We start from the raw sequence: 13945 nt of genomic DNA, 5'->3' as shown, positions 1-13945 counted from the left end.
AACCTCGACGCGGGCGGTGTAAAGGGCGAGTTCTCCGCTAGAGTCGAGCGTACGACTGTGGGGGTCGTCGGACGGCAGGGGATGGCCGTCCTCTCTGTGACGCCGCCACGAGCATCGATGTTTCACAAGGGGGATTCATGAAGGGCATCATTCTGGCGGGCGGCTCGGGGACGCGGCTGCACCCCATCACACTGGGGGTCTCGAAACAGCTGATCCCGGTCTACGACAAGCCGATGGTGTACTACCCGCTGTCCACCCTCATGCTCGCCGGCATCCGCGACATCCTGATCATCACGACGCCGCACGACGCGGCGCACTTCGAGCGTCTGCTGGGAGACGGCTCGCAGTTCGGCATCTCGCTCTCGTTCGCGCAGCAGGAGTCGCCGGACGGCCTCGCCCAGGCGTTCACGATCGGCGCGGACTTCATCGGGGACGACAGCGTCGCCCTGGTGCTCGGCGACAACCTGCTCTACGGCCCCGGCCTGGGCACGCAGCTCAAGCGCTTCGCCGACATCGACGGCGGCGCGGTGTTCGCGTACTGGGTCGCCGAGCCGGAGGCCTACGGCGTCGTGGCGTTCGATGAGAACGGCCAGGCGGTCTCCCTCGAGGAGAAGCCGACCGCACCGCAGAGCAACTACGCCGTCCCCGGCCTGTACTTCTACGACAACGACGTCATCGAGATCGCCCGCACGCTCGCGCCGAGCGCCCGCGGAGAGTACGAGATCACGGACGTGAACCGTGCCTATCTCGAGCGGGGCAAGCTCCAGGTCGAGGTCCTCCCGCGCGGCACCGCGTGGCTGGACACCGGGACGTTCGACCAGATGACCGATGCCGCGGACTACGTGCGCACGATGGAGCGCCGCACCGGCATGAAGATCGGCGTGCCGGAGGAGGTCGCCTGGCGCCAGGGCTTCCTCGACGACGAGGCGCTGCGCACGCGCGCGGAGGCCCTCGTGAAGTCGGGCTACGGCTCCTACCTGCTCGGACTCCTCGAAAGGGGCGCGCGATGACCCGCCTGCTCGTGACCGGCGGCGCCGGCTTCATCGGATCGAACTTCGTCCACCACGTCGTCGCGCACACCGACGCGCACGTGACCGTGCTGGACAAGCTGACCTACGCCGGCAACCGCGCCTCGCTCGCGGGCCTGCCCGCCGACCGCGTCGAGCTCGTGGTGGGCGACATCGCCGATGCCGCACTCGTGGACGCCCTGTTCGCGAAGGTCGACGCGGTCGTGCACTACGCGGCGGAGTCGCACAACGACAACTCGCTGCACGACCCCCGGCCGTTCCTCGACACGAACATCATCGGCACCTACACGCTGCTGGAGGCCGCCCGGCGCCACGGGCGCCGCTTCCACCACATCTCCACCGACGAGGTCTACGGAGACCTGGAGCTCGACGACCCCGCGCGGTTCACGGAGCAGACGCCGTACAACCCGTCGTCGCCGTACTCGTCCACCAAGGCCGGAAGCGACCTGCTCGTGCGGGCCTGGGTGCGGTCGTTCGGCGTGCAGGCGACGATCTCGAACTGCTCGAACAACTACGGCCCGTACCAGCACGTCGAGAAGTTCATCCCGCGGCAGATCACGAACGTGCTGCGCGGCATCCGGCCCAAGCTCTACGGCGCCGGGCAGAACGTGCGCGACTGGATCCACGCCGACGACCACTCCTCGGCCGTCCTCACGATCCTGGAGAAGGGCGAGATCGGTCAGACGTATCTGATCGGTGCCGACGGCGAGAAGGACAACAAGTCCGTCGTCGAGTTGATCCTCACGCAGATGGGCCAGCCGGCGGACGCCTACGACCACGTCACCGACCGGGCCGGTCACGACCTGCGCTACGCGATCGACTCCTCCAAGCTGCGGGCCGAGCTCGGCTGGGCGCCGCGGTTCTCGGACTTCGAATCGGGCCTCGCGTCGACCATCGAGTGGTACCGCGAGAACGAGGACTGGTGGGCGCCCGCCAAGGACGCCACGGAGTCGTTCTACGCCGCCCGGGGGCAGTGATGACCGCGTTCGGCAAGGCGCTCACGGTCACCGAAACGCCGATCCCCGGCCTGCTCCTCGTCGAGCTTCCCGTGCACGGGGACTCCCGCGGATGGTTCAAGGAGAACTGGCAGCGCGAGAAGATGGTCGCGGCCGGTCTGCCCGACTTCGGGCCGGTCCAGAACAACGTCTCGTTCAACGACGCCGTCGGCACGACCCGCGGCATCCACGCGGAGCCCTGGGACAAGTGGGTCTCGGTCGCCACCGGCCGCATCTTCGGCGCCTGGGTCGACCTTCGTGAAGGAGAGAGCTTCGGCCGCGTCTTCACGGCGGAGATCGATCCGTCGCGCGCGATCCTCGTCCCGCGCGGCGTGGGCAACTCGTATCAGACGCTCGAGCCGGACACGGCGTACACCTACCTGGTGAACGACCACTGGTCCCCCGACGCGGCCTACTCGTTCCTGAACCTCGCGGACGAGACGGCGGCGATCGCGTGGCCGATCTCGCTCGATCAGGTCGAGATCTCCCCGAAGGACCGCGCGCACCCGCGGCTGTCCGCTGTGACGCCGATCGGTCCGCGGAAGACCCTCGTCCTCGGCGCGGCCGGTCAGCTCGGGCTGGCGCTGCGGGCCGCGCTCGGTGAGGCGCCGCACATCGAGTATGCGACCCGGGAGACCCTCGACCTGCGCGACCCCGGCCTGCCGGAGGCCCGACGCTGGCGCGACTACGGGACGATCATCAACGCGGCGGCCTACACCGCCGTCGACCTCGCGGAGACCCCGGAGGGACGCGCGGACGCGTGGGCGGCGAACGTCACGGGCGTGTCCGCGCTCGCCCGGATCGCGACCGAGAACGGCCTCACGCTCGTGCACGTCTCCAGCGACTACGTGTTCGACGGCACGAAGGACGCGCCCTACACGGAGGCCGACGACGTCCGCCCGCTGGGCGTCTACGGGCAGACGAAGGCCGCGGCGGACGCGATCGTCGCGAACGTGCCCCGCCACTACATCCTGCGCACCTCCTGGGTGATCGGCGACGGCCGCAACTTCGTCCGGACGATGGCCTCGCTGGCGGAGCGGGGCATCGCCCCGCGGGTGGTGGGCGACCAGATCGGACGGCTCACCTTCACGACCGATCTCGCGGCGGCCATCCGGCACCTGCTCGACGTGTCCGCGCCGTTCGGCCTCTACAACGTGACGGGGGACGGCGAGCCGCACTCCTGGGCGGACATCGCCCGGGCCGTCTACCGGCTGACCGGCCACGACGCCGAGGCGGTGACCGCCGTGACCACCGAGGAGTACTTCGCCGACCAGGCGGGGCCGATCGCACCCCGCCCCCGCAACAGCGTCCTCGAGCTCGCCCGTATCCGGTCCACCGGCTGGACGCCGCGGGATGCGGACGCGGCGCTCGCGGAGTATCTCTCCGCGGACGCCTAGAGCTCGCCCGGCTTCATCGCCTCCGCGTCGATCGCGCGGATGACGCGGAGGGTGGCGGTGTCGGGCTCCGGCTCGCCCGCCGCCTCCCGCTCCTTGCGGCGCCGGCGCGGCGCGTAGACGACCAGCGAGTGGAACAGGAACCGGGCGAAGAACGCCACGACGAGCGACAGTGCCGTGGCGAGCACGCTGGAAATGTGCCACGACTCGACCATGAGCGCCATCACGGGGATGCGCAGGGCCGCCTCGACGTTGTTGAACGTGAAGGACGCCGCGAACCGCACCCCGGCGCTGCGGGCGTCGGTGCGCATGTCGGCGAAGACGAAGCGCTCCTGCAGCAGGAAGTTGCCGATGATCGTGACCTCGGCGCCGATGATGGCCGCCCAGACGTAGGGCACGCCCGCCGCGGTCAGCGCCCACATGATCGCCAGGTTGGCGATGGCACCGAGCACGCCGATCGCGGCGAACAGCGACATCTTGCCGAAGCGCAGCCGGGCGAGGTGCGCGATGAACGTCGCACCCTGTCGCAGGCTCGCCTTGGACGTGCCGTGCCGGCGCTCCGCGAACTCCATCGGCACCTCGGCGATCCGCAGGTCGGTGCGGGCGAGGATCTCGAGGAGGATCTTGAACCCCCGCGGCTGCAGCGAGGAGAGGTCGAGGCGCCGGCGGTCCACGAGGAAGAACCCCGTCATGGGGTCGGTGCTGCGGGCGAGGCGGCGCGGGAACATGGCACGGGTGAGCCAGGTCGCCGCCCGCGAGACGCCGAAGCGCACCGCCGTCCCGAGTCCGCTGGTGTCACCGCCGCCGATGTAGCGCGACGCGGCCACGACGTCCGCGTCGCCCGCCGCGTAGCGGTCGAGCAGTGCCGGAAGCAGCTCGGGCGGATGCTGGAGGTCGCCGTCCATGACGATGCAGACATCGGCGTCCGCGGCGCCGAGGCCGACGACGACGGCGCCCCCGAGACCGCCGATGTTGTCCGTCCGGTGGATGACGCGGACCGGCAGTGGCGCATCGGCGGCGACGCGTGCCACCTCGGCCGTGGTGTCGTCGTCGCTGTCGTCGACGAAGAGGATCTCGGCGTTGCGCCCCGCCAGCGCCGCGGCCGTCCGCTGCACGAGTTCGGCGACGTTGTCGCGCTCGTTGAACGTCGGCACGATGACCGTGACCCCTGCCCCCACGTGGTCCCCTTCGTTCCGCGACCCCATCTGCTCCGGGTCCATCGTTTCATGGGTTCCTATGGGCCGGGGACGGCTTGCTGCTAGAGTGTCCCGTGCGGCTGTGGGAGTCGCGACGAACGGGTGGGGATCCGTTCGACTGGGGAATGATCGATCTGGGGAGATCATGGGGACACGTATCGGCTATGCCGTCGGAGCTTTCGACCTTTTTCACGTCGGGCATCTCAATCTGCTGCGGCACGCCAAACAGCACTGCGACATTCTGATCGCCGGCGTCGTGAGCGACGAGATGCTGCGGCAGGTCAAGGGGATCGAGCCCGTCATCCCGACCGCGGAGCGTGCCGAGATCGTGCGGCACATCTCCTTCGTCGACGACGTCTACGTCGAGACGACGCCGTCGAAGATGGACTCGTGGCGCGACGTGCAGTTCACGCACTTCTTCAAGGGCGACGACTGGCGCGGCACCGAGAAGGGCCTGCGTCTGGAGAGCGAGTTCGCGGCCGTGGGCGTCGAGGTCGTCTACTTCCCGTACACCGCGCACACGTCGAGCTCGGCCCTGCGCCGCGCCCTCGACGCGATCACCGCGAACGCCGCCGTCCCGGCCGTCGGCGCGACGCGCTGACGGCGACGGGCCTCAGTTCGCGACGCCGAGGAGGCTGCGCGCCATGCGCGCCACGTGCGGCGGGGTGTGCGGGCCCAACCAGACCGTCCAGTGCTCCGGAGGCTCGGCGCACGTCCATTCCAGGCACCAGGCGTAGACGGCGTTCGCGAGACGTTCGCCCCGCGTGTGCGCGTGCGCACCGTCGGCACGCACGAGCCAGCGCACCGAGACGCCCGCGGGGACGTCGATGTGTCGGCGCTGGACCGGAGCGGCGGCCTCGATGAGGACGACGCCGTGCGCTCCTCCCGGGAGCCGCGCCGCGACACGGGCGATCGCCGCCGTGTCGGCGGCATCGCCCGCGATGAGAACCGCCCCTTCCAGGGCTTCCCAGTCCGGATCGTCCACATGCTCGTGCGCGCTGGTCATGTCTTCACTATAGGTAAGCCTTACCTAACCTTCAAGCGAGCCGTCTGAGGCTCCTCCTATTGCGGGGAATCTTCGACCTCTGGGTCGAAGAGTTCCTCGATGCGGATCCCGAACAACGATGCCAGGCGGAACGCGAGGGGCAGACTGGGGTCGAAGCGGCCCTTCTCGATCGATATCACGGTCAGGCGGGTCACACCGGCCAGTTCAGCGAGGCGGGCCTGCGACCAGCCGGCTTCCTGACGGCGCTCTCGCAGCGAGTTCTTCATGCCCGGACTGCGCGGGTGCGCACGATCGAGTAACGCGTCGCCGTCGAGGCAAATGCGACGAGCAGGATGCCCAGCAGCACAAGCTGCGTCGGCAGCTCCCACCGTGCGATCGAGATCGCGGCCAGCCCGAGCCCGACGACGACGACGAGGTCTGTTGCCGTGCCGGCCAGCGCCGTGCTCATCCACGCACTCTCAGCGGTGTCGGAGGGGTGGGGCGAAGCCGGCAGGGTCTTTGGTGCCACGGCGATGATCCAGCCCAGCATCACCCCGAAGGGGAGGGCCGCGATCGCGAAGACGATCCCCGACACCTCGGGCGCAACGGGCGAGAGTGCCCATGCGAGCACGCCCACGACGGCAGCGACGACGACCCCGATCAGAACGGTGAAGAACCAGCGAACAACCATCACGCCTCCATGTATAGCGAACTATGCGTATAGCTCACTGTACATCACACGCACGGACCAGCAAGGGGCATCAGGGTCTAGCCCGCGGCGTCAGGCCCCGTCAACACCGTTGCCGGCGCCCGTGCCGCACGCCATCCTGACGGGATGAGCAGCAACGTGATTCGACGGGGATCCGGCACCCGACGAGCCGCCGGCGCCATCACCGCCTTCCTCGTGGCCGTCACCCTCAGCGGATGCGGCATGAGCGTCCCGACCGACCCCGACGGCACCCTGGACCGCGTGACCGGCGGGGAACTGCGGGTCGGGACATCGCCGGACGGCGCCCTCGTCGAGGTCGAGGAGGGCGAGCCCCGCGGGCCCGTCGTGGATCTCGTCGATGACTTCGCCGCGCGCATCGACGCCGACGTCACGTGGACGGTCGCGACCGAGGAGACCCTCGTGGGCATGCTCGAGGAGGGCGATCTCGACCTCGTGGCCGGCGGCCTGACCCCGGACACGCCCTGGATCGACAAGGCCGGCGTCACGCGCGGCTACCCCGGCATCGAGGGGGCGGGCGATCGGGAGCTCGTCATGCTGGTCCCCCTCGGAGAGAACGCATTCCTCTCGGCCCTGGAGGCCACCCTCGACGAGGAGGTCGGGCGATGACCGAGACGACGCGCTTCGGGCGCACCCAGCTCCCCGAAGAACAGGCGCAGGCCATCAGGAAGGCGGTGCGCTGGGAGATCTTCACGATCGTCTACACCTCGATCACGATCGCGGTGATCGCGCTGGTCGTCGGGGAGTCCCAGGCGATGCGCACCGCATGGATCGAGGACATGCTGTCGCTCATCCCGCAGTTCGCCTTCCTCCTCGCGCTGCTGTTCGTGCGCCGCCGCCCGACGCGGACGCACCCGTACGGCCTGCACCGCGCGATGGGCGTCGGCCACCTCGTCGCCGGGGTCGCCCTCCTGGCGGTCGGCCTCAACCTCGCCATCGAGGCCGTGGGCGGACTCCTCCGCGCGGAGCATCCGACGATCGGCACCGTGCAGCTGTTCGGCCAGTCGATCTGGCTGGGCTGGCTCATGGTGGCCGTCATGGCGGTCGTGATCGTCGGTCCGGTGTTCTTCTACGGGCCCGCGAAGGCGAAGCTCGCCCCGGTCCTGCACAACAAGCTCCTCTATGCCGACGCCGACATGGCCAAGGCCGACTGGCAGACGACGGTCGCCTCGATCATAGGCGTGCTCGGCGTCGGCGCGGGCATCTGGTGGCTCGACGGCGCCGCCGCGCTCTTCATCTCGCTGGGCATCATCTGGGACGGCTTCCGCAACACGAGGACGGCGATCGTCGACCTCATGGACCAGCGCGCGCGGACCTTCGACAGCACCGAGCCGCACCCACTGGCCCGCGATGTCGTGTCGTACCTGCGCAGCCGCCCGTGGGTGGAGCGCGCCGCCGTCCGCATGCGCGATCAGGGCCAGGTGTTCCACATCGAGGCCTTCGTCGTGCCGCACCACCGCACGGTGCGCGTCGCCGACCTCACCGCCGCCGCCGCGGGGATCACCGACCTGGACTGGAAGGTGCAGGACGTGGCGGTGATCCCGGTCGAGGAGCTGCCCGACGAAGCGGATCCCGGCCGATGAGCGGAAGCGACGAGCAGTTCTTCCCCGGCTTCGCGACGACGCGGGTCGCGACCGACGAGGCGGAGATCTTCGTCCGTCACGGCGGAGCGGGCCCCGCCGTGGTGCTCCTGCACGGCCATCCCCGCACCTCGGCGACCTGGCACCGGGTGGCTCCTCTCCTGGTCGCCCAGGGCTACACGGTGATCTGTCCCGACCTGCGCGGCTACGGACGCTCCCGCGGTCCCGCGCCGACCCCCGACCACGCCGCGCACGCCAAGCGTGCGGTCGCGGCCGACATCCGGGCCGTGGCCGCACGACTCGGGCACGACCGTTTCCGCCTCGTCGGCCACGACCGCGGCAGCTACGTCGCCCTCCGCCTCACGCTCGATCATCCGGAAGCGGTCACGCAGGTCGCTCTCCTCGACTGCCTGCCGATCACGGAGCATCTGCGCCGCTGCGATGCCGCCTTCGCCACCCGCTGGTGGCACTGGTTCTTCTTCGCCCAGCCCGAGATCCCGGAGCGCGTCATCGGTGCGGACCCGGAGGCCTGGTACGCCCCCAAGGCCGACCCGGCGACGATGGGCGCGGCGAACCATGCCGAGTTCCTGCGGGCGATCCGAGATCCCGCGGTCGTCCGGGCGATGCTCGAGGACTACCGCGCCGGCCTGACGATCGACCGCGCGCACGAGGAGGCGGATCGTGCCGCCGGGCGTCGGCTCCGGATGCCGACGCTCGTGCTGTGGTCGGAGCGCGACGACCTCGCGGACCTGCACGGCGATCCCCTCCGCATCTGGCAGGAGTGGGCCGACGACGTCCGCGGGCACGGCATCGACAGCGGGCACCACATGGCGGAGGAGGCCCCGGGTGCCCTCGCCGCGGCCCTGACCGGATTCTTCGGCGCCACCCCTCCCCCGCGGACGTAGGCTGGACGCATGACCAACCCCGCCTCCGACACCATCACGATGTTCGGCGCCGACTGGTGCCGCGACTGCATCCGCACCAAGAAGCAGCTCGACGAGCTCGGCGTCGCGTACACGTACGTCGATCTGGTCGCCGACCCCGCCGCCGCGGACATCGCGAGGGACATCTCCGGCCGCACGAATATCCCCGTCGTGGTGTACCCCGACGCCTCCCACCACGTGGAGCCGTCGAACGCCGACGTGGAGGCGAAGCTGCGCGAGCTGTCGATCATCTGATCGTCCTCGCCCTCTCGGCGGATCTCCGCGCGGACGCCTAAGCTGAAAGCCCGTTCGAAGGAGACGCCGATGACTTCTGCGCCCACGACCGCGCCCGCTCCCGCCCTCGGCGAGGGCGAGAAGGAACGCCTCGACGCCGCCGTCGCCGACCTGCAGACGGGGACCGCGGTGTGGACCGCGCTCACCGTGGCGCAGCGCGCGACCCTGCTGCGCCAGGTGCGCACGAGCGTCGCCGCGACCGCGGAGGACTGGGCCACGATCGCCGCCGCCTCGAAGGGCCTGGACGCTCGGCATCCGCTCCGCGGCGAGGAGTGGCTGAGCGGTCCGTACAGCGTCCTGGGAGCGCTCGACGCCTCCATCACCACCCTCACGCGCATCGCGAGCGGCGCGAATCCGCTCGACGGCGTCCGCATCGACCGGGCACCGGGCGGCCGGGCGCGCGTGCACGCGTTCCCGCTCACCGGGATCGACCGCTTCCTGCTGTCGGGGTTCACGGGCGAGGTCTGGCTCGAACCGGGCACCACCCCGAACACGGCACGGGCCGGGGCGGGCCTGGCGCAGCGCACCCCCACGGTCTCCGGCGGCGTGGGGCTGGTGCTCGGCGCGGGCAACGTCACCTCCATCCCGGTGCTCGACGTGCTCTACGAACTGCTGGCGCACAACCGCACGGCGCTGCTGAAGGTGAACCCCACCCAGGACGCGCTGGTCCCCGTCTACAAGCGCGCCCTCGCGCCGCTCATCGAACCGGGACTGCTGCGGATCGTGCGCGGCGGCCCGGCCGCCGGGGCGTATCTCACCCAGCACCCGGGGCTCGCCCATGTGCACATCACCGGCTCGGCCGCCACGTTCGACACCATCGTCTGGGGCCCCTCCTCGGGCGCGGGGGCGGCGGCCACGAAGCGACGCCGCCGCGAGAACCGCCCCCTGCTGAAGAAGCCCATCACCGCGGAGCTCGGCGGGGTCTCCCCCATCATCGTCGTGCCGGGGAAGTGGACCGCGGCCGACCTCACGTATCAGGCCGAGCACATCGCGACCATGCGCCTGCAGAACAGCGGCCACAACTGCATCGCCGGGCAGGTCGTCCTCCTCTCCGCGGACTGGGAGCAGGCCGACGACTTCCGTGCGGCGCTGCGCCGCGCCTATGCCACCGCCCCGGAACGCCCCGTCTGGTACCCCGGCGGCACCTCCCGCCTGCACGCGGCGACGGACGACTACCCCGACGCCCTCGTGCTCGGCGACCGGATCCTCGTCGAGCTCGACGCCGATGACGACGCCGCCGCCCTGGAGAACACGGAGTACTTCGCCCCGGTGCTCGGCGTGGTGAGCCTGCCGGGAACAGGCCAGGAGTTCCTCGACGCGGCCGTCGCGCACGCGAACGAGAAGCTGCAGGGCACCCTCGGCGCGAACCTGCTCATCGACCCGGCAACCGAGAAGGCCCTGGGCAGCGGCTTCGAGCGGGCGCTCACCGCCCTGCACTACGGGTCGATCGCGATCAACGGCTGGACCGCCTTCGGCTTCATCACCCCGACGCTCACGTGGGGCGCCTTCCCTGGCGGCACGATCGCCGACGTCGGCAGCGGCATCGGCGTCGTCCACAACGCCCTGCTCCTGGACCGCGTGGAACGCTCCGTGCTGCGCGGCCCGTTCCGGCCCTTCCCGCGCTCCCTGCCCGGTCGCAACGGCGGCGGACGGCTGACCATCCTCCCGACACCGCCGTGGTTCGTCTCCTCGCGCACCGGCGCGGCCGTGAGCGAGGGGCTCACCCGCCATCGCGCGGAGGGCGGCGTCCTCGGCCTGGTGAAGACCCTGCTGCAGGCCCTGCGGGCCTGACGGCGCGTCAGACGCCGGGACGGAAGCGGTCGGTCGCCGCGCGGAGAGCCGCGCGGATGCCGGGCTCGGCGGCGGAATGCCCGGCGTCGTCGACGACCCGGAAGTCGGCCTCCGGCCAGGCGCGATGCAGTTCCCACGCCGTCATCATCGGGGTGACGACGTCGTGCCGCCCCTGCACGATCACGGCTGGGATGTGCCGGATGGCGTCGATCCCGGCCAGCAGCTGCCCGTCCGCCCACCAGCCGCGATGCACGAAGAAGTGGTTCTCGATGCGGGCGAACGCGAGTGCCCGGCGGGGGTCGGCCATCGCCGCGATCTGCGCGGGGTCGGGAGTGAGACCGACGGTCGCCGCCTCCCACGCCGCCCACGCGAGAGCGGCGGGCTCGTGCACCGCCGGGTCCGGATCGAACAGCCGCCGGTGGTACGCCTCGATCAGCCGTGAGCGCTCCAGCACCGGGATGGGTGCGAGGAAGTCCTCCCACAGGTCGGGGAACAGCGCTGCCGCCCCGCCCTCGTAGAACCACTCCAGCTCGACGCGGCGCAGGGTGAAGACGCCCCGCAGGATGAGCTCGGTCACCACGCCGGGGTGGGCCTGCGCGTAGGCGAGGGCGAGGGCGCTCCCCCAGGATCCCCCGAACACCTGCCACCGCTCGATGCCGAGGTTCTTGCGCAGCAGCTCGAGATCGGCGATGAGGTGCGCCGTCGTGATGTGCCGGAGGTCGGCGTCCGACTCGGCGGCTGAGGGGGTGCTGCGTCCGCACCCGCGCTGGTCGAGGAGGACGATGCGGTAGACCTCCGGGTCGAAGAACTGCCGCTGCCACGGGGACGTGCCGCTGCCGGGCCCGCCGTGGAGGAAGACGACCGGCTTGCCATCGGGGTTGCCGCTGGCCTCCCACGCGACGCGATGCCCGTCCCCGACCAGGAGCACCCCGGTCTCGAACGGCTCGATGGGCGGATAGAGCCCCTCGGTGTTCGTCATGTCCGATCTCCCCACCGGTCGTGCGGTCCTGCCGACTCCACGTTATCTGACAGCGACGGGACCACCGCGCCTACGGGTCGAGCTGGTCGGCGGGAAGCGTGAACACCTGCCCGCACGCGTCGAGCCCGTTCTGGTACCCCTCCGCGAACCAGCGCTGGCGCTGCTCGCTGGAGCCGTGGGTCCAGGTCTCCGGGTTCACCTGCCCGGCCTGCTCCTGGATGTGGTCGTCACCGACGGTGGCCGCCGCGTTCAGGGCGTCCCGGATCTGCTCCTCGGTCGGCTTCTCCAGGTACGGGTCGCCGTCGGCGTCGGTCTGCTCGGTCGCGCGGCCGAGCCAGCCGCCGGCGTAGCAGTCGGCCTGCAGCTCCATGCGCACGCCGTTGCTGCCCGGGCCCGTCCCGTTGTTCGGGTACTGCTCCATCGTGCCGATGATGCTCTGGATGTGGTGGCCCCACTCGTGCCCGACGATGTAGAGCTGCGCGAGGTTGCCCGCCGAAGCCCCGAACTGCTGCTGCATGAGCTGGAAGAACGTCGGGTCGATGTAGACGGTCTCCTCCGGCGGGCAGTAGAACGGGCCGACCGCATTGGAGGCGGTGCCGCACTGCGTGGAGGTCGCTCCGTCGACGACGATGAGCTGCGGAGCCCGGTAGCCGTCGACGTTGTCCTCCCAGAAGGCGTCGAGCGCGACCTGCGCCCCCGCCATGCGGCAGTCGACGTCCGCGTTCGCGTCGGCCCCGGAGTCGCAGTTCTCGATGGCGGACCCTCCCGCCGGCTCGCTTCCGCCGCCGGGGGCGCCGCCCACGAGACCGCTGAGGTCGATGCCCAGCAGGGGGCCGGCGATGAGCGCGAGCAGGCCGAGCACGCCGATGCCGGTCCCGCCCGCAATGGCGGCGGTGCGTCCGCGGCGCCGGGTGGTGTTGCCCGAGAGGTCGGCATCGGGATTGAACGTCATGCGTCGAGGGTACTCCGCACGGTGGCACCGCGACGGTCGTAGGCTCGTGACATGGCCACCACGATCACCATCACCGGCGCGGGCGGACAGATCGGCTACGCGCTCCTCTTCCGCATCGCCGCCGGGGACATGCTCGGACCGGACGAGAAGGTGCGGCTGCGGCTGCTCGAGATCCCCCAGGGGCTGGGTGCCGCGGAGGGCGCCGCGCTGGAGCTTCAGGACGGCGCGTTCGAGCTGCTCGAGCACGTGGAGGTGACCGACGACGCCGCGGTCGGCTTCGATGGCTGCGACCTCGCACTGCTCGTCGGCGCCCGCCCTCGCGGTCCCGGCATGGAGCGCGGCGACCTGCTCGCGGCGAACGGCGGGATCTTCGGCCCGCAGGGCGCGGCCATCGCCGCGAACGCCGCCCCCGGCGTCCGGGTGACCGTGGTCGGCAACCCCGCGAACACGAACGCGCTGATCGCCGCGGCGGCAGCCGACGGCGTCCCCGCCGACCGCTTCTCCGCGCTGACCCGTCTCGACGAGAACCGGGCGAGGGCCCAGCTCGCGCAGACGCTCGGCGCCCCCGTGCACACGGTCCGCCGCGTCCCGATCTGGGGCAACCACTCGGCCACGCAGTTCCCGGACGTGTCGCACGCGACGGTCGGGGGCGGGCCCGTCCGGGACGCCCTGGAGCGGATCGTCGGCGACGTCCCCGCCTGGCTGGAGCAGACCTTCATCCCCCGGGTGGCCAAGCGCGGGGCCGAGATCATCGAGGTGCGGGGATCGTCGTCGGTCGCCTCCGCGGCGAGCGCGACCATCGACCACGTGCGCGACTGGGTGCGCGGCACCGAGGAGTGGACGTCGGCCGCGGTCGTGTCCCGCGGCGAATACGGGGTGCCAGAGGGGCTCGTGTCGTCCTTCCCGGTGCAGGCCGTGGACGGCGAGTGGCGCATCGTCGAGGGGCTCGAGATCGACGACTGGGCGCGCGCCCGCATCGACGCGTCGATCGCGGAGCTCCAGGAGGAGCGCGACGCCGTCCGCGACCTCGGCCTGCTCTGACCCGGCTCGCGCCCCGCATGGGGAGTTCTGCCCATCGCCTCGGCTTGCCGACCCCCGGTA

At 71.1% G+C, this 13945-nt stretch carries 16 protein-coding genes; 10 read left to right on the top strand and 6 right to left on the bottom strand.

The window, feature by feature from the left end:
- Positions 1–137 precede the first annotated feature (137 nt).
- From rfbA to KAF39_RS06755, 3 genes are read left to right on the top strand one after another with little or no spacing between them, the layout of a single operon-like run.
- The gene (rfbA, locus tag KAF39_RS06765) at positions 138–1010 is read left to right on the top strand and encodes a glucose-1-phosphate thymidylyltransferase RfbA (RefSeq protein WP_210676555.1); all 873 of its coding nucleotides are present in this window, start codon (positions 138–140) and stop codon (positions 1008–1010) included.
- Positions 1007–2005: a dTDP-glucose 4,6-dehydratase gene (gene rfbB, locus KAF39_RS06760; protein ID WP_210676554.1), complete on the top strand. Its 999-nt coding sequence runs from the start codon at positions 1007–1009 to the stop codon at positions 2003–2005. The genes rfbA and rfbB overlap by 4 nt, the downstream gene beginning before the upstream one ends.
- The gene (locus KAF39_RS06755; RefSeq protein WP_210676553.1) at positions 2005–3420 is read left to right on the top strand and encodes a bifunctional dTDP-4-dehydrorhamnose 3,5-epimerase family protein/NAD(P)-dependent oxidoreductase; all 1416 of its coding nucleotides are present in this window, start codon (positions 2005–2007) and stop codon (positions 3418–3420) included. The genes rfbB and KAF39_RS06755 overlap by 1 nt, the downstream gene beginning before the upstream one ends.
- Here the strand turns inward: KAF39_RS06755 and KAF39_RS06750 are convergent.
- Entirely contained in the window at positions 3417–4622 is a 1206-nt protein-coding gene (locus KAF39_RS06750; RefSeq protein WP_374093871.1) for a glycosyltransferase, read from the bottom strand. The two genes, KAF39_RS06755 and KAF39_RS06750, sit on opposite strands and share 4 nt — an antisense overlap.
- A gap of 136 nt (positions 4623–4758) precedes the next feature.
- On the opposite strand from KAF39_RS06750, the gene KAF39_RS06745 reads away from it, so the two are divergent.
- Positions 4759–5214, top strand: coding sequence for an adenylyltransferase/cytidyltransferase family protein (locus KAF39_RS06745; protein ID WP_210676550.1), 456 nt, complete (start codon positions 4759–4761; stop codon positions 5212–5214).
- Between the two features lie 12 nt (positions 5215–5226).
- On the opposite strand, the gene KAF39_RS06740 is transcribed toward KAF39_RS06745, so the two are convergent.
- Genes KAF39_RS06740 through KAF39_RS06730 form a run of 3 tightly spaced genes read right to left on the bottom strand, consistent with a single transcriptional unit; the run spans position 5227 to position 6289 of the window.
- Positions 5227–5619, bottom strand: coding sequence for an SIP domain-containing protein (locus tag KAF39_RS06740; RefSeq protein WP_210676549.1), 393 nt, complete (start codon positions 5617–5619; stop codon positions 5227–5229).
- 56 nt (positions 5620–5675) lie between these two features.
- A complete protein-coding gene (locus KAF39_RS06735; RefSeq protein ID WP_210676547.1) occupies positions 5676–5885 on the bottom strand; it encodes a helix-turn-helix transcriptional regulator in 210 nt (69 codons plus the stop codon).
- Positions 5882–6289 carry a hypothetical protein gene (locus KAF39_RS06730; RefSeq protein ID WP_210676546.1) on the bottom strand — a complete coding sequence of 136 codons (408 nt, stop codon included), beginning with the start codon at positions 6287–6289 and terminating at the stop codon, positions 5882–5884. Before KAF39_RS06730 ends, KAF39_RS06735 begins: the two co-directional genes overlap by 4 nt.
- Positions 6290–6433: 144 nt before the next feature.
- On the opposite strand from KAF39_RS06730, the gene KAF39_RS06725 reads away from it, so the two are divergent.
- From KAF39_RS06725 to KAF39_RS06705, 5 genes are all read left to right on the top strand, one after another.
- Positions 6434–6934 (top strand): hypothetical protein, encoded by a 501-nt coding sequence (locus tag KAF39_RS06725; RefSeq protein ID WP_246878248.1) that lies wholly within the window; start codon positions 6434–6436, stop codon positions 6932–6934.
- On the top strand, positions 6931–7908 hold the full coding sequence (locus KAF39_RS06720; protein ID WP_210676545.1) for a cation transporter: 978 nt from the start codon (positions 6931–6933) through the stop codon (positions 7906–7908). Before KAF39_RS06725 ends, KAF39_RS06720 begins: the two co-directional genes overlap by 4 nt.
- A complete protein-coding gene (locus tag KAF39_RS06715) occupies positions 7905–8810 on the top strand; it encodes an alpha/beta fold hydrolase (protein ID WP_210676544.1) in 906 nt (301 codons plus the stop codon). Before KAF39_RS06720 ends, KAF39_RS06715 begins: the two co-directional genes overlap by 4 nt.
- Before the next feature lie 9 nt (positions 8811–8819).
- Entirely contained in the window at positions 8820–9083 is a 264-nt protein-coding gene (locus tag KAF39_RS06710; RefSeq protein WP_210676542.1) for a glutaredoxin domain-containing protein, read from the top strand.
- 69 nt (positions 9084–9152) lie between these two features.
- Complete coding sequence (locus tag KAF39_RS06705) at positions 9153–10913, top strand: aldehyde dehydrogenase family protein (protein ID WP_210676541.1); 1761 nt, start codon at positions 9153–9155, stop codon at positions 10911–10913.
- A gap of 7 nt (positions 10914–10920) precedes the next feature.
- On the opposite strand, the gene pip is transcribed toward KAF39_RS06705, so the two are convergent.
- Together pip and KAF39_RS06695 are read right to left on the bottom strand one after the other, a co-directional pair.
- The gene (gene pip / locus KAF39_RS06700; protein WP_210676540.1) at positions 10921–11892 is read right to left on the bottom strand and encodes a prolyl aminopeptidase; all 972 of its coding nucleotides are present in this window, start codon (positions 11890–11892) and stop codon (positions 10921–10923) included.
- Positions 11893–11962: 70 nt separating this feature from the next.
- A complete protein-coding gene (locus tag KAF39_RS06695) occupies positions 11963–12844 on the bottom strand; it encodes a neutral zinc metallopeptidase (RefSeq protein ID WP_210676538.1) in 882 nt (293 codons plus the stop codon).
- Between the two features lie 51 nt (positions 12845–12895).
- Here KAF39_RS06695 and KAF39_RS06690 point away from each other — a divergent pair, with 51 nt between their 5' ends.
- Positions 12896–13885, top strand: a complete 990-nt coding sequence (locus tag KAF39_RS06690) for a malate dehydrogenase (RefSeq protein ID WP_210676537.1) — start codon at positions 12896–12898, stop codon at positions 13883–13885.
- Positions 13886–13945 lie beyond the last annotated feature (60 nt).

The sequence above is a fragment of the Microbacterium sp. BLY genome (genome assembly GCF_017939615.1).
GTDB lineage: Bacteria > Actinomycetota > Actinomycetes > Actinomycetales > Microbacteriaceae > Microbacterium.
The sequence above is the reverse complement of the archived record's forward strand: the minus strand, read 5'-3'. Positions and strand labels throughout refer to the sequence as shown.